Below are 20,047 nucleotides of genomic sequence, written 5' to 3' on the forward strand. Positions count from 1 at the left end.
CATTCGCCGCTACTGATCGGCGAAGGGTGGGCCACCCGTATCCGGGTTCATGCCCTCGACCGGCGGCTTGCGACGCGGGCGCGGCGGAGCCGCCGAAGCGCTCGGCGCCGCAGTGCTGGTATTCACACCGAGGCGAGTGGCCAGGGCCAGGGCCCGCGCCTCGGTGAAGCGCAGGTTGCAGAATCCGTGAGCACCTTCGCGGGCATAGGTTCGGCACATCTGCTCACGGTCCGATGAGAACGCCGCCTGCTCTGTCACGACGGGGCGCAGTTCAGGACCACGCAGGCGCTGGCTCATCAGCTTGTAGTTCTCGCGCACCGCGCGGTCGGCACCACCACGTGCGCCCTCGAACTCTCCGGCCCTGGGGATGAGGGTCGCAGCGGCCGGCCCCCAGAGGCCGGTCGGTGTCGTTGCGCAATCCGCTGCCGCGAAGGTGCAGACCGGGCCAGAGAGCGATTGGACCAGTACGGCCCCGTCCAACACGTCGAAGCGCAGGGGACATTCGCCCCCGGAGACCTCGAACCGTCCGACGCCCTCGGGGCGCCCCTCGGACGAAAGGGCCACCGGCGATCCGCCGTTCAGCGGGACCTTGCAGGTTTCGACCGGCTGGGAAATCTTGTTGCCCGGCAGTACGACACGGGCGGTGGTGCCGGCGCCCGCACGCTCCAGCTTCAGACTGCCGTTGAGTCCGTTCAGCTGCAATTCCTGCCCCATCACATTGTCCTCGGACGGCGCTTTCAGGACGACGGGTTGGCGCGGCACAGGGGGTGCTCTGGGTGCCTCGACGGTCGATGGCGGGGCGGCCTCACCCGGCGCGCCCGGTACCGGTGCGGACGGCGCCGTCGGGACGCCGCGCGGCGGTACGGGAGGCTTGGCCGCACGCCCGATTCCGAACAGTTCTTCGAAGAACGACTGCGCACAGGCCGGATGGGGGATCGATGCCAGTACCGGCAGGAGAAGGAGTACGCGGGTCAGACGCATCGAAACTTTCAGGCCTATTTCCGTGAAGGCGGCGAGATGCGCAGCCAAGCACGTTCACACACCACTTACCATGCGCGAACCAGCTCGCCACAGCGGCGACAGAGGTTATCGTCCATCAAGTCTCGGTGGCCACTCAAGGCTGCCGCAGCCTCCAGGGGCCCGACGACCGCCCGAACGCGAGGACGATGAAGGGGATAACGCGGTCCGAGAGGTTCCGATGCATCTCGTCGGAGTGCTTCGCCTTGCGGCGTCGCGACACCCTTCTTATATCGGCCGAGACGCGGGATTAAGACCCGGCTCTGCACCGTTCCGGGGTGCGAACCGGTGCCCAAACCCGTTCTCACACAATCAGTTTTGCACAGCCATGGGCCGAGCTGCTTCGGGGCTCGGCGGTCTGCTTGACCAAACGACAACAGAGGGATCCCACCATGGGTAAGGTAATCGGTATCGACCTCGGCACCACCAATTCCTGCGTGGCCGTCATGGAAGGCACGCAGCCCAAGGTCGTCGAGAATTCGGAGGGCGCGCGTACCACGCCGTCCATCGTCGCATTCACCGACGAGGGCGAGCGCCTCGTCGGCCAGCCGGCCAAGCGCCAGGCGGTGACGAATCCCGAGCGCACGTTCTTCGCGATCAAGCGTCTCGTCGGTCGCACCTATGACGACCCGATGACGCAGAAGGACAAGGGCCTCGTGCCCTACAAGATCGTTCGCGGCGACAACGGCGACGCCTGGGTCGAGGCGGACGGCAAGAAGTACTCTCCCTCGCAGATCTCCGCATTCACCCTGCAAAAGATGAAGGAGACCGCGGAGGCGCATCTCGGCCAGCCGGTGACGCAGGCCGTCATCACGGTGCCCGCCTACTTCAACGACGCCCAGCGTCAGGCAACCAAGGACGCCGGCAAGATCGCCGGTCTCGAGGTGCTGCGTATCATCAACGAGCCGACTGCTGCAGCACTCGCCTACGGCCTCGATAAGAAGAAGGCCGGCACCATCGCGGTCTACGACCTTGGCGGCGGAACCTTCGACGTCTCGATCCTCGAGATCGGCGATGGCGTGTTCGAGGTGAAGTCCACCAATGGCGACACCTTCCTCGGCGGTGAGGACTTCGACAACCGCGTGGTCGAGTACCTGACGAGCGAGTTCAAGCGCGAGCAGGGTATTGACCTGACGAAGGACAAGCTTGCTCTGCAGCGCCTGAAGGAGGCCGCGGAGAAGGCCAAGATCGAGCTGTCCTCGGCGACGCAGACCGAGATCAACCTACCCTACATCACGGCCGATGCCACGGGCCCGAAGCACCTCGCGCTGAAGCTCAGCCGCGCCAAGTTCGAGTCGCTCGTCGACGATCTCGTCCAACGCACGATCGAGCCCTGCCGCAAGGCGCTCAAGGATGCCGGCGTCTCGGCTTCCGAGATCGACGAGGTGGTGCTGGTCGGCGGCATGATCCGCATGCCGAAGATCCAGGAAGTCGTGAAGTCCTTCTTCGGCAAGGAGCCCCACAAGGGCGTCAACCCGGATGAGGTCGTGGCGATCGGCGCCGCGGTCCAGGCCGGCGTGCTCCAGGGCGACGTGAAGGACGTGCTGCTCCTCGACGTCACCCCGCTGTCGCTCGGCATCGAGACGCTCGGTGGCGTATTCACGCGCCTGATCGACCGCAACACCACGATCCCGACGAAGAAGTCCCAGACCTTCTCGACGGCAGAGGACAATCAGAACGCGGTCACCATCCGGGTCTTCCAGGGTGAGCGCGAGATGGCGGCCGACAACAAGCTGCTCGGCCAATTCGACCTGATGGGCATTCCGCCGGCCCCGCGCGGCATGCCGCAGATCGAGGTGACCTTCGACATCGACGCGAACGGCATCGTAAACGTCACGGCCAAGGACAAGGCGACGAACAAAGAGCATCAGATCCGAATTCAGGCCTCCGGCGGCCTATCGGATGCCGACATTGAGCGGATGGTCAAGGACGCCGAGGCGAATGCCGAGGCGGACAAGAAGCGCCGTGAACTCGTCGAGGTGAAGAACCAGGGTGAGAGCCTGATCCACGCCACCGAGAAGTCGGTGAAGGAGTATGGCGACAAGGTCTCGGCCGATGACAAGGGTGCCATCGAGACCGCCATCACCGCTCTTCGCACCGCCCTCGAGGGGGACGATGTGGAGGTCATCAAGGCGCGCACCACCGACGTGATGCAGGCCTCGATGAAACTCGGCGAAGCGATGTACGCGGCCAATCAGGCCGGTGAGGCAGGGGCCGAGGCCGGCGCCGGCGAAGCGAAGAAGGACGATGTCATCGACGCCGACTTCCAGGAAGTCGATGACAAGGACCAGAAGAAGCGGGCATAACGCCTGCATCTGAGGACGGGGCCGGAGCGATCCGGCCCCGTGCCATGTCCGGCTGGCGCTACGACTGGCGCGGAGTGGGTTTCAAGACCTCCGCGTATGACGAGGACGGCGCGATCTCGTTGGATCGACGCGCCGGGGGACTTTGAGGACGGGAATGTCGAAGCGGGACTATTACGAGATCCTGGGCGTCTCCAAGACCGCGTCCGACGGCGAGATGAAAGTCGCCTTCCGCAAGCTCGCCATGACCTATCATCCCGACCGTAATCCGGGAAATGCGGAGGCGGAGCTCAAGTTCAAGGAAATCAACGAGGCCTATCAGTGCCTCTCCGACGGACAGAAGCGTGCCGCCTATGACCGCTTCGGTCATGCCGCCTTTCAGCAAGGTGGCAGCGGGGGTCCCGGATTCGGTAACGAGTTCGGCGACTTCATGTCGGATATCTTCGACAACTTCTTCGGAGACGGCCGGGCCGGCGCCGCTGGTGCCGGGCGCGGCGGTGCACGCGGGGGCCCGACGCGCGAGCGCGGCGCCGATCTGCGCTACAATCTCGAGATCTCGCTGGAGGAGGCCTTCAGCGGAAAGGCCGAGACCATCAAGATGGCCACATCGGTCACCTGCGAGGTCTGCTCGGGGTCCGGCGCCAAGACCGGCTCGAAGCCGCGTCCTTGCCAGACCTGCGGCGGCTATGGCCGTGTGCGCGCGGCACAAGGCTTCTTCGCCATCGAACGCACCTGCCCGAACTGTCACGGTCGCGGTGAGGTGATCGACGATCCTTGTAGCGCCTGCAGCGGCGCAGGCCGGGTGACGCGCGAGCGCACCCTTTCGATCAACGTGCCGGCCGGTGTCGACGATGGCCTGCGCATCCGCCTTGCAGGTGAGGGCGAGACGGGGCTGCGCGGTGGCCCGGCGGGCGACCTTTACGTCTTCCTCTCCATTAAGCCGCACGAGTTCTTCCAGCGCGATGGGGCCGATCTGTTCTGCCGCGTGCCGATCTCCATGGTGACCGCGGCGCTTTCCGGCGAGATCACCGTCCCGGTCATCGACGGCTCGCAGACCCAGGTCCGCATCCCCGCCGGGACCCAGACGGCGAAGCAGTTCCGCATCAAAGGCAAGGGCATGCCGGTGCTTCGTTCACGGGATGTCGGCGACCTCTACATCCAGGTTTTTGTCGAGACCCCGCAGAACCTGTCCAAGCGCCAGCGCGAACTGCTTCAGGAGTTCGACCAGTCGGCTTCCGACGAGAACCATCCGGAGAGTGCGGGCTTCTTCTCGAAGGTCAAGGACTTCTTCGATGGGCTCGGCGGAGCCGCCAGGACCTAGACTTGCAATACCCTCCGGATCAAAATCCGTCGGCCACGGTTATCGCATGTGGCGGGCTGGCACCGCCTTGAAGATCATTGTGCGCGCCAAGCGGAGTTCGCAGGGTGCAAGCTTGACTGCCGGAGAGCTTCGTCGTCTAGCCTTTCCCTCCCAACCCGTGATCTGAGGACATAGGGTCTTGCCGCCGCTACGCCGCTCCAGCGCAAAAGCCGACCTCGCTTCCGGTGCCGATCGTACCCGGCGGGACCCGCTGGAGGACGAGGCGCGATTCCTGCGTTCGTGGTTCGAACGACCGCTCGTCACCGGAGCGGTGACGCCCTCGGGCAAGATGCTTGCTCGCACGATGGCATCCTACGTCGATCCGCGCGTGAGCGGCCCCGTGATCGAACTCGGCCCGGGCACCGGCCCCGTCACCGAGGCCTTGATCCGACGCGGGGTAGAGCAGGAGCGGCTGATCCTGGTCGAGTACAATCCCGACTTCTGCAAGCTGCTGCAGAAGCGCTTTCCGCGCGCCACTATCTTGCGGGGTGACGCCTATAATATCCGTGAGACCTTCGGCACACGCCTGACCGAGAAGGCGGCCGCCATGGTCTCGAGCCTGCCGCTGTTCACGAAGCCCCTGGAACAACGCCTCGACCTGCTGAACGCTGCTCACGAGATGATGCATCCGAGCGCGCCGTTCGTACAGTTCACCTATGCGGTGGTTCCGCCGATACCGGCCCGCTGTGATGCCGGCACCTACACGGCCAGTCGTTCAAACCGGGTCTGGCTCAATCTGCCGCCGGCGCGGGTCTGGGTCTACCGACGGCCCTGAAGTCGGGACGCTTTCCGAACGCGACCTGAAGGGCGATCTCAGATCGCGTTCAGTGCCCCTCTCCTATCCCTGATGCAACGGGCATGACCCGCCACGGCATCCGGGACAGGAGATCTGATCGATGACCACTTCACGCACGAGCCCTGCGCGAGCACTGCGAGCCCTGCTCGGTGCGATGGCTATCGCCGGCGGCGTTGCTGCGGCCGCGACGACCGCTGGAGCCGCCCCCTTGGCCGCACCCCTTCATGGTGATCCGCAGAGCACGATCACGACCGCGCAGTACTGGGGAGGTCACGGCGACTGGGGCCATCACCGGCATCACCATCACGACCGCGGCTATGGCCACCATGGCCGCCATCACGGCTGGGGGCACCGCCGCCATGGCTGGGATCATCACCGCGGCTGGGAGCGGCATCACCACCATCATCATCACCGCGGTCACGGCCGCTACGATTACTGATTGGCTCGTCCCCGGCCTTCGTCGCCCCGTCGTGAAATCGGAGCCGGCCTATCCCGCGATCCGCTCGAGGATCGCGGGTCTCGGCTCGGGCGGCGTCGGGGCGATGCGGTAGGCCGATCGCACAGCGGCTTCGGCCCGGTCGGCCGCAGCCGTGTCATGGGCATGGATCGTCGCCAGCGGCTGCCCTCGCGTGAGGTTGGCGCCCACGCGTGGCAATCCGGTAAGACCGACACACGGATCGATATCGTCCTGGGGGCGGGTCCGCCCGCCACCGAGGCCGATCACTGCGATCCCGAGGTCCCGCGTCGCAACGGAAGCGACAAAGCCGTCCGCCTCGGACGGAACGGTGCGGACGACCGGCGCCGCCGGCAGGTAATGGCTCGTCCGCTCCACGAGATCGACAGGCCCTCCGAGCCCGGCGACCATGCGGGCGAAGATCTCGGTCGCGCGTCCCGACTCCAGTGCCGCCTCCAATCGGACGGAGGCGTCGGCGACGTCGGGACTGAGGCCGCCGACGACCAACATTTCGGCGGCGAGCGCCAGCGTCACCGCATGGAAAGCCGGCTCGCGGGTACGCCCGGTCAGGTAGTCGAGGGTGTAGGCGACCTCCAGGGCATTGCCGGCGGCCGAGGCGAGGGGCGAGTCCATGTCGGTGATCAGCGCCACCGTGCGCAATCCCGCGCCGCCCGCCACCTCGACGATGCTGTGCGCGAGACCTCGAGCCTCCGCATGTTCGGCCATGAAGGCGCCCGAGCCGGTCTTCACGTCCATCACGAGGCCGTCGAGGCCGGCAGCGAGCTTCTTCGACAGGATGGAGGCGGTGATGAGGTCGAGGGACTCGACGGTCCCCGTCACGTCGCGGATGGCGTAGAGGCGCCGATCGGCCGGAGCCAGGTCGGCGGTCTGCCCGATGATGGCGCAGCCCACCTCGGCGGTGACGCGCCGGAACCGGTCGAGACCCGGCATCGCGTCGTAGCCTGGGATACTCGCAAGCTTGTCGAGGGTTCCGCCGGTATGCCCGAGACCGCGCCCCGAGATCATCGGAACGTAGCCGCCACACGCCGCGACCATGGGTGCGAGGGCGAGGCTGACCGCATCGCCCACACCGCCCGACGAGTGCTTGTCGAGGACGGGTCCGGGCAGATCCCAGTGCAGGACGGTGCCGGATTCGGTCATCGCCCGCGTCAGTGCCACGCGCTCCGACCGGGACAAGCCTCGGAAATACACCGCCATGGCGAAAGCGGCGGCTTGGCCCTCGGTGACCCGGCCATCGGTGAGGCCGGTGACGAACGTTGCGATCGCGTCCGGAGGGATTTCGCCACCGTCGCGCTTGGTGCGGATGAGTTCCTGCGGGAGCCTCATGGGGCGACCGGGCCGGACGCCGCGACCAGGGCCGCGTGCAGGCTGCTGGCTCCCAGGCGGAAGGTCCGGGGCGAGACCCAGTCCGGGCCCATGATCCGGTCCGCGAGGGCGAGGTAGGTTCCGGCATCGGCGACGCTGCGCAGGCCGCCCGAGACCTTCAGACCGACGGGATGCCCCGCGCCGTGCTCCCGTATGGCGCGGAGCATCGCCTCGGCGGCCTCCGGGGTGGCGGAGACCGGGCTCTTGCCCGTGGAGGTCTTGAGGAAATCCGCCCCGGCCTCGAGGGCGAGGCGGCTCGCGGCGGTGATCGCCTCCGGGGTCGCCAGCGTGCCGGTCTCCAGGATGACCTTCAGAAGACGGCCGCCGTCGCAGACCTCGCGGACGGCGGCGACCATGGCCCGCGCCGTGCCGGTCTCGCCGGCGAGGAAGCTGCGGTAGGGCAGGACGAGGTCGATCTCGTGGGCGCCGTCGGCGAGCGCCTCGGTCGTATCCTCCACCGCGCGCTCGATATCGTCGCCCCCGGCGGGGAAATTGATGACGGTGGCGACGCGGACGGGCGAGCCGGCGAGAAGGCGGACGGCGCGGCTCACGTAGTGCGGCCAGACGCAGACCGCGGCGACCGCGCTCGCCCGGGCGTCGCGGCAGAGCTGGTCGATGGCGCCCTCCGAGCAGGCATCGCCGAGGTCGGTGAGGTCGAGCAGGGGCAGGGCCCGCCGGGCGAGGGAGGCGTCGTCGGTCATCGGGGGGCACTCGCGGGCAGGCGGGCGACGAAGGCGGCGACGAGGCGGGCGAGATCGTCGCCGGCCCGGGCCGCGGCGGCCTTGGTCTCGTCGTGATGGGGATCGCCGTCGCCGATGCCGGCGCCGAGATTGGTCACCACCGACAGGGCGGCGACGGGCAGGCCGTAGAAGCGGGCGAGGATGACCTCGGGGACCGTCGACATGCCGACGAGGTCGGCGCCGAGATGGCCGGCCATGCGGATCTCGGCGGGGGTCTCGAAGCTCGGCCCGGAGAACCAGGCGTAGATGCCCTGGTGCAGGGGGATCCCGGATTCGCGTGATGCCTCAAGGAGATGGGCGCGCAGGCCGGCGTCGTAGGCCCCGACCATGGGCACGAAGCGGGCCTCGCTCGCCTCGCCGATCAGGGGGTTGAGGCCGGAGAGGTTGAGGTGGTCGGTGAGCGCCACGAGGCTGCCGGGACCGACCGAGGGCCGCAGGGAGCCGGCGGCGTTGGTGAGGAGAAGCGCTTCCGCCCCAAGGACTTGCGCGACGCCGAGCGGCACCCGCATCGCCGCGGCGTTCCCGGTCTCGTAGGCGTGGGCGCGGCCCTCGAAGACCAGGACCCGGCGCCCCGCCAGGGTTCCGGCGTGGAGGCGGCCGCCGTGACCGCTCACGCGCGGGGCCGGAAACCCCGGAATCTGCGCGTAGGATACCGAGAGGGTCGCGTCGAGGTCGCGCAGGATTCCGCCCAGTCCGGTCCCGGTGACGAGGGCGCAGGCGAAGGGTCCGCCGAACCCCTGCGCGCGCAGCTGGCCGGCGGCGGCCTGGACCCCCGGCTCCGGTTCACGCATGGGGCACCGGCGGGTCGGGGACCAAATTGTCCGGTCCGAAGGAATCGGGCAGCAGGGCCGCGACGGTGAAGACCCCGCGGATCGCGGCGGCATCGGCGACGTGGACCGCGACCTCCGGTCCGGCGAATTCGCGGATGCGCTGGCGGCAGGCGCCGCAGGGGGTCACGAGGCCGGGCCCCGGGCCGAGCACCAGCATCGCGGCGATCCGGCGCCCGCCGGCCGCCACCATGGCGGCGATGGCGCCGGCCTCGGCGCAGGTGCCCACCGGATAGGCGGCGTTCTCGACGTTGCAGCCGGCATGGACGACCCCCGATTCGTCGCGGAGCGCCGCCCCGACGGGGAAGCGCGAATAGGGGGCGTAGGCGCGCCCCTGCGCCGCCAGGGCGGCCTCGAACAGGCGGGACAGGTCCGGGGTCATCGGGGCGGGACACGGCACGGCATCCCGCGACTTAGGCACCAAGTGGCGGACCTGTCGAGGGCCCGGCCGCACCGGCGCCCCCGCCGGGGGCCCGCGCATCGACAGCGCGCCGCCGGCCTCCTAAGACGGGGCGAAGGGACACCGAAACCGGAAGGCGGACAGATGTTGGGACGGTTCGAGCGCGGCGCCTCCGGCGAGGCGGTGGTGGAGTACGGCGACGGCACCATGCGGGTGATCAAGCCCGGCAGCTTCGTGCGCTGCGCCGTCACCGGCGAGGCGATCACCCTCGACGCCCTGCGCTACTGGAGCGCGACCCTGCAGGAAGCCTATGCCAGCCCCGAAGCGGTGATGAAGCGCCTCGCCGAGACCGGACGACCGGGTTAGGGTTCCCGATGCCTATAACGGTTTTCGGACATGTGCCCGGCAATCATGCTTGTTCGCATTGTGTTATGACCAGCGAAAATATCATCAGTTTAGATGGCATAAATAGAAAGAAACGGATCTAGACAAATCGCCATCAACAATGAAATTTGTGAAAGATATATTGCACTTTTGATTTAAAATAAAATGTTTAAACGATATACTAAGTAGAGCGGGACATCGCCCGGAGAGCAATGAGTGATATTTCAGTCATACTTACTAATCGCCGTGCCAGTTCTAAATCGCCTTATGTAAAAATTTTACTGTACTTCCATCTGTTCTATTAACCCAAAAACACTTAGTTCCAAATTCTGCACTACGTACACTGAAATCTTTTATACCGCTGCCAATCCTATCTTTCGCTTCTGGATGCCGGGCTAAAGCGGCCTCAAGAATAACAGCATCGGATGCACTAACACGGTCCCCAACGTCATAGCGGTTAAGCATTGCATTTAGAAATGCAATTGCATCTCCCTTTTTTTCAAAATGCTCAGGACCTAGCGTTACGGGAATTTTTGCGCCCATTTTTAATCTCTCTTCGATATCATCAATTACCGCCTGCCTGTCCGGCAGCCTCAATTAAAAGCAACACCTTCCGCAGTTCGCGTATGATTACTTTAGGAATACCCATATCATCAAACTGATCTATACGCTCGTTAATCCAATCAACACATTCTTCTTGACTAAGATCGTCATAGGAAATTTTTTCGTATAACGCGACGGCACTCATACGAGATAAACCGAGCTCCATCAGCGATATAAGTGTCCGAGAGGATACGCCAAACTCTAGCTGAGTCCCTATATCCAGTCCATACTCAATCAAATCCTCTCGGCCAATATTTTTAAAATGCAGATGCAAAACGTCCATATAGGCGGATAGGTACTTCGGTGCCTTGAAACGCGCAATTTGCTCAATCAACGCCATCGTTTCCCGAATCAGCGTCGGCAACTCAAAAGATCGCTTTACCTGCTCGTGCCACTCGATATTCCTACGAATTATTTCGGCAAGAGATTGTCCTTTGAGCCACCGGAAGACAATCAAGGCATATAGATTTATTCGTGTCTCAGGCTCGAATACGGGATAAATATTTGAATTTATTCGGTGCATTATAGTTACGAAGCGATCATAGCTATCGTCACTGGCAACATCTGCCGGAATCAAATTCTCTGGCTCGCGCTCATAGGCCCGAAACGCCTGTAGTAGGTGCTGCATTCCAACCGGGCTGACGCCCGGATGCCGGGCAGCTAAGTCGACTGTAATATCTAGTTTTTCTGCAAGCGTGCGAAGCAAATGATCGAGCTTAGCTATGAAGACGGGGTCGTGACGTTTTGCAAGATTCGCTTGAGAAATTGATCCTAGTCGCATATGGGACGTTAGCAAATAAGCGCCGACCTGCTCAAACTCCTCACCACCTTTTAAGTCAGCGAGTGATTGATTACCACGTTTGGCCAAATAATCGATTAGCCCATCGCCAAGCTCAAGCACCGCGTCGCTTTCTCGCTTAATTGGATATTTTGAGCGAACCGGAACTCCGTTGGGCCACGCAGATCTATCGTGTGGATCAATACAAATTATGTTTCCCTGAAACTCGTCACCCCATCGACCGGCTCGGCCCGCCAAATTCCAAAAGTCGTGTGGCTCCATCGGGTTTCCCTTACCCTTACGCGGACCACGTACGACGATCGTCCGGCACGACAAGTTGACGCCCTCGACCAGAGTTGATGTGCAGACTAGAAATTTAATCTTCCCCGATCGGAAGAGTCGTTCGATCTCAAGACGGAGTAGCGACGGCATATTGCCGAAATGAAAGGCTACACCTTGCTCGACTATAGAAGCTAAGCGAAACTTTGGGTGTACTCCTTTGCGAGCAAGTTCAGCCAAAGCCGCAAGTTCAGGATCGACAGATTTCGGATCGGATTTTGGCCGGAGTTGACAAATAAGAGCAGCAATGTCCTCCGAATCGGCGGCACCATTTGCATAAATGAGTGTGCCGCCACGTTCGCCTGCGGCAGCGGCAATAAAAGCCAAGCGTTTGATGAAGCTCGCGGGAGTACTTGGAAGCTCCAAAGTTCCAATCGGAATGTTTTTTTCGGCTTGTCTAATTTCTAATGACCATCGCTTTGGTTTTCCAGGAACTTGCCGAGCGAGCAGAAGATTTTGTAAAACGATGGGGGCGTCGCTATTCACTGCAACAGTCTTTACTCCGGACGGAGCATCAGCCAGAAGCTTTTCTGGATTTTGAGTTGCGGGGCTAAGGAATACTATCTTAAGGTTAGGATTTATGCGTGACGCTCTCTCAATAGCGTCTTGCAAAATCATTCCCCTGCCATTGTCGCCGATCTTATGTGCCTCATCCACAATAAGAAGGTCAATCAGAAAGGAATCACCCAACACGTTCGCGAGAAGATGTATTCTTTCTTGAGTAAGTACCAATAATAGTCGACGACCGCCGATGCGGGCAGAGTCATATTTGCCGCGTAAAGGCAAAGAAGATACTTCAATATTTTTATTTCTGTCAATAATTTTACTAAATGTTGTCTCTATTTCCGAGACTAATGCTCGAGTTGGAGCGAGATAACCGGCAACTGTTGCATTAGAAGAACTGATTTGATCTTGAAGCCATTGTAAGACCAGATATGTTTTCCCCGAAGCCGTCGGTGCCGAGGCCGACAGCCATTGGGTCCGCGAAGCATTCGTCCAAAAACGCTGCTGAAAGTCGTTGACCTCTATCCATGCACCAGTGGTCTCGATAAGGACTGAGCGGTCCATTTCGCGCCTCTGGGCTTCTAGGCGGAGCGCGATCCCCAACCTTTCGTCGAGATCATCTGCCACGAGTCCCCGATCGATCGCCAGTGAAACAGCTCGAAAGTTAGACAATTTTCCGAGCAGGATCGCCCCTGCGTCTTTAATAAGAATGTCGCCACCGAAAACGATCGTGGCAACCGCAATCCGAAAAGCAAATTCTTGATCTTCCCTTGTTTCCGATCGAGCAAGGATGCTTCCCGCGAGCACTAGGCGCTGCCAATCTATACTGTCTGCTAACGCGGGTTCGGCCTCCGGCGTAAGATTGTCGAGTTCAGACCGGACCGTTAGTCGTATAATTTTGTTCAAGTCATCGTGCACTCCTTCGGCGACAAGCCATGTCTGGAGATCTTTGAGAGTCATCTCTTCAATCCCATCGCTTCAAGAAACGCATCCCTGAAACCCTGTGCGGATGGCAGAGGTATACAGAAGAACTGAATTTCTAATTTTTCTAATTTGTTTGCTGTCAGATTTTTACTGATTTTATCACGTCAATCGACAATAGCTTCTCGTGCGGATTTTGCGATTTCTTCGGCTATAGCCTCGGCATTGTTCTGTGGATAGAAAGCAACCTCGAAGCCTACTAGCGCTAACCCGCAGTAGCGCACGCGTCTTGATTGAGGTGACGACCGGTCGAAGTACCGTCGTAAAGCGGATGTCAAAGTCGGATCGCTCAAATCCGCTTTGTCACTTAATAGTAGAAGATCTCTTTCGCGTTCAGCGCCTTCATGCTCTGTTTCTTTTAAGTATGGTGTTAATGAGGCTAAACAGGCACGGATTGCATCTCCCGCGTCCTCGTAGATTTTAGACTCACCCCAGTAGAGTTTCAGGAGACCCTCTTCTGTGACGCCTGCATACACGCCATCTGCACCATGGTAGTGCAAACGGTCATCGGTTTTTAAATCCATCTTACATAAGATTTGTGGAAGACGTAGAAAACGCTCGGCCAACATGAATAAAAGCATTTCTCCGCCCTCGCCTGTCTTAGCGAGATCAGTAAAAGAGCGTTTTGCCCGTTTGACTAATTCAGCGATTGCCTCAGTACTGTTAAATTTGGCGTCGCGTGCTTTAGCTTCCGCAACTTTGGACCTCGGCATCGCATAATCTGCTGCAGCGTTTCGCATAAATTCTGCTAAGCGGCGAAGTTGTATACGATTGTTTCCATCAACCGCCAAGCAATGGCAGTGAATTTTTAGTGAATATCCAGATACACAGATATCACGCTCAATATTCGTTAAATGAACATCTAAGGCGTCAGGATTGCCCGTCAAAGCATCTTCCAAGTCCTCTTGTTTTATCGTGGATGTCATCGCTCCTTTCATTGAGACCGGCCCGCTTTGCATTGCACTTCTGATTGGAAGCTGCCGAACAGTTCGCGAGGCAACCTCCATCGAATTTAGACGTCAGCGACAGACGGAAGCTTAGGCCCACAATTGCGCGGCGACACCTGGATTTTCGCAACTTAAGAGATAGTCCACAGCCGCTTTCACGACATTTGAGAATGCTCCCAGAAGGTTTCGGTGATTTGGCCGCTTACCAACGACTCAAGGGGTCGAAGAAATGCATGAGTCGAAGAAATGGCGGCTAGCGACCTGCCTTGCGATATAAGTCCGCATTGCTCGTCAGGCCCTTCCGGAGCGACCCTGAAGCGCTCCGGTCAGTTCGCTGCTCGACAAGAAGCTATCGCAACTGCCCCTGAACTAGCGCTTGAGCGACGAACACGAGGGCCTCGAGCAGAGTACGGCACCGGCGGCGAAATTTGGGACCAAGCGCACATGGACATTACCGGCGGAGACGTAATCAGCATCAAGGCGGTATATGTCGGAGGAGGGCCAGGCCTGGGCATCCGTAGTGGGCAGACCGGGGCCGCCCGCCCACACCCTCCCGTCGCAGCACCCGCAGCGCCGACACCGACCACCCGGCGACCCGCCGTCCCCGCTCTCAGCGGGCGGGGCTGTCCGGCCGGCGGGCCGTGAGTTGGCGCAGGATGCGTCCGAGCTGTTCGGCGGAATAGGGCTTGTGGATCAGCTCGAAGCCCTCGGCGCCGTCCTGGGCCAGGACGTGGCTGTAGCCCGAGGCGAGGAGGACCGGCAGGCCGGGAAAGCGGCGGCGCACCGTCGGGGCGAGGGCGATGCCGCCCATGCCCGGCATCACCACGTCCGAGAACACGGCATCGCAGGGCGTATGGGCGAGCATGCCCGCGCGCACGCCCGGTCTCGCAGATCCCGGGGCATGCCGTTCAACGTCGTGGTGAGCACGAACGCGCGGGCGGTGCGCCTCTGGCAGAAGCTTGGGTTCGAGATCGTCGGGCGGTTGCCCTTCGCGTTCCACCATCCCGCGCACGGCGATGTCGATGCCTCGGTGATGTTCCGGGTGCCGTGACGACGTGCTGTCGGAGTTTGCAACGCGTCGAAGGCGGGAGCCACCTTCTATGTCGAAAGCAATTGTACTTTCCACAACAGGGCCGATAGGCCGAACCCTCTGTTTTTAGTGGCTTGGACGCTCAGGATTCCCCCGGGCATGGGTCATCTATCAGCATTGTCCGCGGATGGATGGGTAAGTTTCGCAGAGATCCAACCCCTACAGCGGAGGATGCTATCCAGCTTGGGAATTGAGCGATTCAGCGTGCGGGCAGGCTGCCGCCTCAAGACGCTGCGTGACCTCACATCCTCCGAGGTCATCTGCAACGTGTGGTTCGCTGAGCTCCGCGCTTCAGGTCGAACCCGCTCGACCAAATGCTTGGGCCAAACATGTGATGATCCTCCGGATACGGCTCTAAACGCGCTGTTAATCTTAATCGCTGATTTCTCGGATCATTCGTGGCTTGGCGGGGGCTTTACCTGCCGCCGCGCGGGAATGGCACATCATGCGGTTGTTCATCGGCGCAATAGTCGTCTTCGCCTGCGTCTTCGGCAGCTACGCAGCGATGGGTGGCCACCTGGAGGTCCTTTGGCAGCCGTTCGAGTTCGTCATCATCCTCGGTGCAGCGATCGGTGCCTTCATCATCGGCAACACCGGGTCGGTGCTCAGGGCCGTGCCGGCCATGTTGGGCACGATCGTGAAGGGACCCCGATACAGGCAGCAAAGCTACGTCGAACTGCTCGGGATGCAATACTCGTTGTTCAAACTCGTGAAGCAGAAGGGCATGATGGCGCTCGAGCCGCACATCGAAAATCCGAGCGAGTCGACGCTGTTCAACGCCTTCCCGACCTTTGCGGCGAACGATCACGCGGTGGAGTTCGTCTGCGACTACATGCGGATGGTGATGCTGGGCGCCAACAACGCCTACGAGATCGAAGCCCTCATGGATGAGGAGCTGGAAACGCACCACGAGGAGCAGGAGCAGGTCGTTTCGTCCATGCAAGCGCTCGCCGACGGAACACCGGCGCTCGGCATCGTCGCTGCCGTGCTCGGCGTGATCAAGACGATGGGAGCGATCAAAGAGCCGCCGGAGGTGCTCGGACATCTGATCGGCGGCGCGCTTGTCGGCACCTTCTTCGGCGTATTCGTCGCGTATGGTTTTTTCGGGCCCATGGCGCAGTCGCTCAAGAGCCTCCTCAAGGCCGAATCCAAGTACTACCTTTCACTCAAGGCGGGTCTCATCGCCCATATCAGCGGTCAGCCGCCGGTGATGTCGGTCGAATTTGCCCGCAAAGCCCTGATGAGCGACGTCCGCCCGACCTTCAACGAAGTGGAAACGGCAACCGCCGCTCTGCCCGCCTAGATCTGACGCCATCTCGAGCAGGGACACGTGGGCCATGGCCATCCAGCCGATCATCATCAAGAAGGTCAAGAAGGCCTCTCATGCCCACCACGGCGGGGCCTGGAAGATCGCCTATGCGGATTTCGTGACCGCCATGATGGCGTTCTTTCTGCTGATGTGGCTGATCAGCATGACGACGGAGGAGCAGAAGATCGGGTTAGCGGAATACTTCGCTCCGGCAGCTTTGAGCCCGCAAACCAGTGGCGCTGGTGGAATGCTGTACGGCACCGCCCTGGACACCTCCGGCAACAAGGCGGCCACGCCGCGCGAGGCCGCTTGGGGCTCGGCCGACAGTTCGGGCGATAAGGCGTCCTCGCCGCGCGACGCGGCCAGGGGCTCGGCCGAGCAGGAGGACAGAACGCGCGCGACTCGGCCCAGCGATCTCGATGCCAGCCGTCCGGCCGTCCGCGATCAGGCCAACGCCAGTGCCGCCGCCAGCCTCCGGCAGGCGCTCCAGAAGATGCCCGAAGTTGCCGAACTGTCGCGCAACATCGTGGTCGAGCCCACCAAGGAGGGCGTGAACGTTTCTCTCGTAGACCAGGACGGCCGCTCCATGTTCCGCGAGGGCTCCGTCGACCCCTACGAGCGCACCCGTCGCGTGCTGGAGGCACTCGCGCCGGCCCTGCGCCGGCTGCCCAACAACCTGTCGATCATCGGCCACACGGCCGCCACGCGCCCGGGCTCGGCGCGAGCCGGCGAACCTTGGAGCCTCACCGCCGGGCGTGCGCTCGCCGTGCGCGCGATCCTGGCGGGTGCCGGGGTTCCGGACGACAACTTCACGTCCGTGGTGGGACGCGCCGACACCGAGCCGGTTTTCCCCGACAATCCTTACATCGCGCCGAACCAACGGGTCACGATCACGCTGCTGAACGCGAGCCCATCGGCGCCCCCGAACCCGTTTCGCTGACGACGAGGCGCCTCGCCGCCTGCGGAGGGCTCGTCGCAAACCGGGACGGACGCTGCGTCGATCACAGACCGGTGCGCCACGCCATCAGAGGGGGATGATGCAGGTCGGAATCGCGGCGACCCGCCGTCCCCGCTCTCAGCGGGAAGGGCTGTCCGGCCGGCGGGCCGTGAGTTGGCGCAGGATGCGTCCGAGCTGTTCGGCGGAATAGGGCTTGTGGATCAGCTCGAAGCCCTCGGCGCCGTCCTGGGCCAGGACGTGGCTGTAGCCGGAGGCGAGGAGGACCGGCAGGCCGGGAAAGCGGCGGCGCACCGTCCGGGCGAGGGCGATGCCGCCCATGCCCGGCATCACCACGTCCGAGAACACGGCATCGTAGCCGCCGCCCTCGGAGCCGAGCCGGTCCAGGGCCTCCTCGGCGTTGACGGCCCAGCTCGTCCGGTAGCCGAGGTCCTCCAGGATCTGGGTGGCGAAGCGCCCGACCTCCAGGTTGTCCTCGACCACCAGCACGCATTGTCCGGCCCCCATCGGGGAGGCGGCCTCGACCGGCGGGCTCTCGGGCGCCGGCGCCGCGGCCCGGGCCTCGACTTCGGGCAGGTAGAGCGTGAACGTGGTTCCGACCCCGACCTTCGTCTCCACGTCGACGTCGCCGCCCGACTGCTTGGCGAAGCCGAAGACCTGGCTGAGGCCGAGCCCCGTGCCGCGGCCCACCGCCTTGGTGGTGAAGAACGGCTCGAAGATGCGCTCCAGCTGCCCGGCCTCGATGCCCGACCCGGTGTCGCCGAGCGCAATCGCCGCGAAGGCCCCGCGGGCCTCGGCGTGGCCCCGGATCGGGGGCAGGCGCTCCGTCCGGCGCAGCCGCAGGGTCAGGGCGCCTTCGCCCTCCATCGCGTCGCGGGCGTTCACCGCCAGATTGATCAGGGCCGTCTCGAACTGGCTGACATCCGCCTCGACGAAGCAGGGCTCGTCCAGGGTCTCGACCTCCACGCGGATGCGCGCGCCGGTGACGGTGTCGAGCATCTCGGCGACGGCGCGCAGGCGCTCCCGCAGGTCGAACACCTCGGGCTTGAGGGCGGAGCGGCGCGCGAAGGCCAGCAGCTGGCTCGTGAGCTTGGCGGCCCGGTCGACGGTGTCGGACACCGCGTCGAGGTAGCGCCGCTTGCGCTCGTCCGGGAGCTCGGGACGGCGCAGGAAATCCACCGAGGAGCGGATGATCGTCAGCAGGTTGTTGAAGTCGTGGGCGACGCCGCCGGTGAGCTGGCCCACCGCCTCCATCTTCTGGCTCTGGCGCAGCACGTCCTGCGTCTGGGCGAGCTCGGCCTCCGCGCGCAGCCGCTCCGAGATGTCCTTGGCGAAGTGGAAGGCGCCGATGATCGCCCCGGCCTCGTCGCGCAGGGGCGAGTAGGACACCTCCCAGTACGGCCGGACGAGGTCCGGATCCCCGAACTCCTCGGTGACCGTGAAGATCTCGCCGGCCAGCGCCCGGGTCATGAAGCCCCGCATCACCGGGGCCTGATCCTCCGGGAAGAGATCGGGGAAGACGTCGCCGAGCTGCACCCGGCGGCCGAAGATCCGGTGGAATTCGTCGCTGTGCGCCCGGTTGAAGGCGATCAGGCGGTAGGCGGTGTCGAAGGCGCAGATCGGCGCCGCGCTCGACTGCAGGATGTCGCGCGAGAGCCGCAGTTCGGCGGTGCGCTCGGCGACCTGCCGCTCCAGGCTGTCGTTGAGCGCCTGCAGCGTCTCGGCCGCGCCGCGCCGGGCGGCCTCGGCCTCGTAGCGCTCGGTGATGTCCCGCGAGATCCCCACGAGCTTGAGCGCCGCGCTGCCCTCCGGCTGGAACGGGGCGAAGCTCACCTCCCACCAGCGCGGCTCCCCCTTGGCCGTGGGGCCGAAGCCCACCACGCGGGTGGTCTGCCCGGCCGCCGCCGCGCGCACCGCCTCGCGCAGCTTCCCGCGCTCCGCCTCCGGCCAGAGGGAGGCGTATTCCCGGCCGAGCACGTCCTGCACGGACTCGAGCTGGTTCAGCACGACCCCGCGCGCGCTCATGAACTCGAGCACGCCGTCCACGGAGAGGACCTTCACGCAGTCCGGGCTCGCGGCCAGGATGCCGGTGACGAAGCTCTCGCTGCGCCGGAGGGTGTCGCCGTCCGCCAGGCGCCGATGCGCATCGAGGTGGAAGCCGATCAGGTCGGCGAACATCCGGAACATGCCCACGATCGCGGGGGTGCTGACCTGGGTCGGGCGCGGGTCGAGGGCGCAGAGCGTCCCGAAGAAGCTGCCGTCCGGCAGCCGGATCGGCATCGAGACGTAGCTCTGGAAGCCGTAGCGCTGAGGCGTCGGGTGCCGGCAATAGGCCGGGTCCTCGGCCACGTGATCGATGATCACGGCCGTCCCGCTGTCGCGGATCTCGTTGCAGATGGTGGTGGCGATCTCCAGTTCGCCCCCCGGCTGCAGGCCGAGCCCGATCTCGTCCCGGACGCTGCAGGCCACCCAGCGGTCGCTGGTGACCCGGGCGATCGCGGCGAAGCCCATCCCGGTCGTCCGGCAGACGACGTCGAGGATGGTGGGCACGGCCGCGATGCTCTCGACCGCCAGGAGGTCGGCCGCGAACGCGGGCGTTGCCGCGGCGGGCGGGGTCGACCCGCTCATCGGCCGTCCACCGGCTTCGGCGCGGCGGCCTCGCGGGTCACACCGTGGTCGCGCTCGACCGGGAGGCGCAGGGCGGCCCGCACGACCTCGCCGGCGCTGGCGTTGTGCCCGCGGGCGCCCTGCGTGCGGGCGACCTGCGCACGGACGGAGCTCTCCGGTTCCTGCGTCAGGACGATGGTGCGGGGCGGCGCGGCGGGCATCGCCCAGCCGTTCCATGGCGTGTGCCGGTTGTCAAACCTCGCCGAC

The 20,047-nt window shown here is 63.6% G+C and carries 18 protein-coding genes and 1 pseudogene; 8 read left to right on the top strand and 11 right to left on the bottom strand.

The features are described 5' to 3' along the window. Positions 1-9 precede the first annotated feature (9 nt). The gene (locus ACXJY8_RS03270; RefSeq protein WP_463780323.1) at positions 10-981 is read right to left on the bottom strand and encodes a hypothetical protein; all 972 of its coding nucleotides are present in this window, start codon (positions 979-981) and stop codon (positions 10-12) included. A 428-nt stretch (positions 982-1,409) separates the two neighbouring features. On the opposite strand from ACXJY8_RS03270, the gene dnaK reads away from it, so the two are divergent. The 4 genes from dnaK to ACXJY8_RS03290 all read left to right on the top strand — a co-directional run bounded on the left by dnaK (position 1,410) and on the right by ACXJY8_RS03290 (position 5,915). Further along, complete coding sequence (dnaK, locus tag ACXJY8_RS03275) at positions 1,410-3,323, top strand: molecular chaperone DnaK (protein ID WP_463776071.1); 1,914 nt, start codon at positions 1,410-1,412, stop codon at positions 3,321-3,323. A gap of 154 nt (positions 3,324-3,477) precedes the next feature. Next, complete coding sequence (gene dnaJ, locus ACXJY8_RS03280) at positions 3,478-4,641, top strand: molecular chaperone DnaJ (RefSeq protein WP_463776072.1); 1,164 nt, start codon at positions 3,478-3,480, stop codon at positions 4,639-4,641. Between the two features lie 178 nt (positions 4,642-4,819). Beyond that, on the top strand, positions 4,820-5,455 hold the full coding sequence (locus tag ACXJY8_RS03285; RefSeq protein ID WP_463776073.1) for a class I SAM-dependent methyltransferase: 636 nt from the start codon (positions 4,820-4,822) through the stop codon (positions 5,453-5,455). 121 nt (positions 5,456-5,576) lie between these two features. Beyond that, positions 5,577-5,915, top strand: a complete 339-nt coding sequence (locus tag ACXJY8_RS03290) for a hypothetical protein (RefSeq protein WP_463776074.1) — start codon at positions 5,577-5,579, stop codon at positions 5,913-5,915. A gap of 48 nt (positions 5,916-5,963) precedes the next feature. Here ACXJY8_RS03290 and deoA read toward each other — a convergent pair whose 3' ends face one another. From deoA to ACXJY8_RS03310, 4 genes are read right to left on the bottom strand one after another with little or no spacing between them, the layout of a single operon-like run. Beyond that, entirely contained in the window at positions 5,964-7,277 is a 1,314-nt protein-coding gene (gene deoA / locus ACXJY8_RS03295) for a thymidine phosphorylase (protein WP_463776075.1), read from the bottom strand. Then, positions 7,274-8,017, bottom strand: coding sequence for a deoxyribose-phosphate aldolase (deoC, locus tag ACXJY8_RS03300; RefSeq protein WP_463776076.1), 744 nt, complete (start codon positions 8,015-8,017; stop codon positions 7,274-7,276). The genes deoA and deoC overlap by 4 nt, the downstream gene beginning before the upstream one ends. Beyond that, positions 8,014-8,847: a purine-nucleoside phosphorylase gene (locus ACXJY8_RS03305; RefSeq protein ID WP_463776077.1), complete on the bottom strand. Its 834-nt coding sequence runs from the start codon at positions 8,845-8,847 to the stop codon at positions 8,014-8,016. The genes deoC and ACXJY8_RS03305 overlap by 4 nt, the downstream gene beginning before the upstream one ends. Further along, positions 8,840-9,265: a cytidine deaminase gene (locus ACXJY8_RS03310; RefSeq protein WP_463780326.1), complete on the bottom strand. Its 426-nt coding sequence runs from the start codon at positions 9,263-9,265 to the stop codon at positions 8,840-8,842. Before ACXJY8_RS03310 ends, ACXJY8_RS03305 begins: the two co-directional genes overlap by 8 nt. 162 nt (positions 9,266-9,427) lie before the next feature. Here ACXJY8_RS03310 and ACXJY8_RS03315 point away from each other — a divergent pair, with 162 nt between their 5' ends. Beyond that, on the top strand, positions 9,428-9,649 hold the full coding sequence (locus ACXJY8_RS03315; RefSeq protein ID WP_463776078.1) for a DUF2093 domain-containing protein: 222 nt from the start codon (positions 9,428-9,430) through the stop codon (positions 9,647-9,649). A gap of 273 nt (positions 9,650-9,922) precedes the next feature. On the opposite strand, the gene ACXJY8_RS03320 is transcribed toward ACXJY8_RS03315, so the two are convergent. The 4 genes and pseudogenes from ACXJY8_RS03320 to ACXJY8_RS03335 all read right to left on the bottom strand — a co-directional run. Then, positions 9,923-10,264: a DCL family protein gene (locus tag ACXJY8_RS03320; RefSeq protein ID WP_463776079.1), complete on the bottom strand. Its 342-nt coding sequence runs from the start codon at positions 10,262-10,264 to the stop codon at positions 9,923-9,925. Beyond that, positions 10,233-12,851 (bottom strand): DEAD/DEAH box helicase, encoded by a 2,619-nt coding sequence (locus ACXJY8_RS03325; protein WP_463776080.1) that lies wholly within the window; start codon positions 12,849-12,851, stop codon positions 10,233-10,235. Before ACXJY8_RS03325 ends, ACXJY8_RS03320 begins: the two co-directional genes overlap by 32 nt. A 128-nt stretch (positions 12,852-12,979) precedes the next feature. After that, entirely contained in the window at positions 12,980-13,798 is an 819-nt protein-coding gene (locus ACXJY8_RS03330) for a HamA C-terminal domain-containing protein (RefSeq protein WP_463776081.1), read from the bottom strand. Between the two features lie 631 nt (positions 13,799-14,429). After that, positions 14,430-14,672: pseudogene (locus ACXJY8_RS03335) on the bottom strand (response regulator); the annotation flags it as partial. Between the two features lie 48 nt (positions 14,673-14,720). On the opposite strand from ACXJY8_RS03335, the gene ACXJY8_RS03340 reads away from it, so the two are divergent. The 3 genes from ACXJY8_RS03340 (at position 14,721) to ACXJY8_RS03350 (ending at position 17,158) form a co-directional block, all read left to right on the top strand. After that, positions 14,721-14,870 (top strand): GNAT family N-acetyltransferase, encoded by a 150-nt coding sequence (locus ACXJY8_RS03340; RefSeq protein ID WP_463776082.1) that lies wholly within the window; start codon positions 14,721-14,723, stop codon positions 14,868-14,870. A 484-nt stretch (positions 14,871-15,354) separates the two neighbouring features. Further along, on the top strand, positions 15,355-16,212 hold the full coding sequence (gene motA, locus ACXJY8_RS03345; protein WP_463776083.1) for a flagellar motor stator protein MotA: 858 nt from the start codon (positions 15,355-15,357) through the stop codon (positions 16,210-16,212). Between the two features lie 40 nt (positions 16,213-16,252). After that, a complete protein-coding gene (locus ACXJY8_RS03350) occupies positions 16,253-17,158 on the top strand; it encodes a flagellar motor protein MotB (RefSeq protein ID WP_463780328.1) in 906 nt (301 codons plus the stop codon). Between the two features lie 135 nt (positions 17,159-17,293). Here ACXJY8_RS03350 and ACXJY8_RS03355 read toward each other — a convergent pair whose 3' ends face one another. After that, on the bottom strand, positions 17,294-19,801 hold the full coding sequence (locus tag ACXJY8_RS03355; RefSeq protein WP_463776084.1) for a PAS domain-containing protein: 2,508 nt from the start codon (positions 19,799-19,801) through the stop codon (positions 17,294-17,296). Further along, positions 19,798-20,001, bottom strand: coding sequence for a type II toxin-antitoxin system ParD family antitoxin (locus ACXJY8_RS03360; protein WP_463776085.1), 204 nt, complete (start codon positions 19,999-20,001; stop codon positions 19,798-19,800). The genes ACXJY8_RS03355 and ACXJY8_RS03360 overlap by 4 nt, the downstream gene beginning before the upstream one ends. Positions 20,002-20,047: the final 46 nt, after the last annotated feature.

The sequence above is a fragment of the Methylobacterium sp. TK31 genome, assembly GCF_055361545.1.

Bases quoted from the DNA above. Each gene is read 5' to 3' on its own strand.
- ACXJY8_RS03270 (WP_463780323.1), bottom strand. From the start codon at position 981: ATGCGTCTGACCCGCGTACTCCTTCTCCTGCCGGTACTGGCATCGATC.
- dnaK (WP_463776071.1), top strand. From the start codon at position 1,410: ATGGGTAAGGTAATCGGTATCGACCTCGGCACCACCAATTCCTGCGTG.
- dnaJ (WP_463776072.1), top strand. From the start codon at position 3,478: ATGTCGAAGCGGGACTATTACGAGATCCTGGGCGTCTCCAAGACCGCG.
- ACXJY8_RS03290 (WP_463776074.1), top strand. From the start codon at position 5,577: ATGACCACTTCACGCACGAGCCCTGCGCGAGCACTGCGAGCCCTGCTC.
- deoA (WP_463776075.1), bottom strand. From the start codon at position 7,277: ATGAGGCTCCCGCAGGAACTCATCCGCACCAAGCGCGACGGTGGCGAA.
- deoC (WP_463776076.1), bottom strand. From the start codon at position 8,017: ATGACCGACGACGCCTCCCTCGCCCGGCGGGCCCTGCCCCTGCTCGAC.
- ACXJY8_RS03305 (WP_463776077.1), bottom strand. From the start codon at position 8,847: ATGCGTGAACCGGAGCCGGGGGTCCAGGCCGCCGCCGGCCAGCTGCGC.
- ACXJY8_RS03310 (WP_463780326.1), bottom strand. From the start codon at position 9,265: ATGACCCCGGACCTGTCCCGCCTGTTCGAGGCCGCCCTGGCGGCGCAG.
- ACXJY8_RS03315 (WP_463776078.1), top strand. From the start codon at position 9,428: ATGTTGGGACGGTTCGAGCGCGGCGCCTCCGGCGAGGCGGTGGTGGAG.
- ACXJY8_RS03325 (WP_463776080.1), bottom strand. From the start codon at position 12,851: ATGACTCTCAAAGATCTCCAGACATGGCTTGTCGCCGAAGGAGTGCAC.
- ACXJY8_RS03330 (WP_463776081.1), bottom strand. From the start codon at position 13,798: ATGACATCCACGATAAAACAAGAGGACTTGGAAGATGCTTTGACGGGC.
- ACXJY8_RS03340 (WP_463776082.1), top strand. From the start codon at position 14,721: ATGCCGTTCAACGTCGTGGTGAGCACGAACGCGCGGGCGGTGCGCCTC.
- motA (WP_463776083.1), top strand. From the start codon at position 15,355: ATGCGGTTGTTCATCGGCGCAATAGTCGTCTTCGCCTGCGTCTTCGGC.
- ACXJY8_RS03355 (WP_463776084.1), bottom strand. From the start codon at position 19,801: ATGAGCGGGTCGACCCCGCCCGCCGCGGCAACGCCCGCGTTCGCGGCC.
- ACXJY8_RS03360 (WP_463776085.1), bottom strand. From the start codon at position 20,001: ATGCCCGCCGCGCCGCCCCGCACCATCGTCCTGACGCAGGAACCGGAG.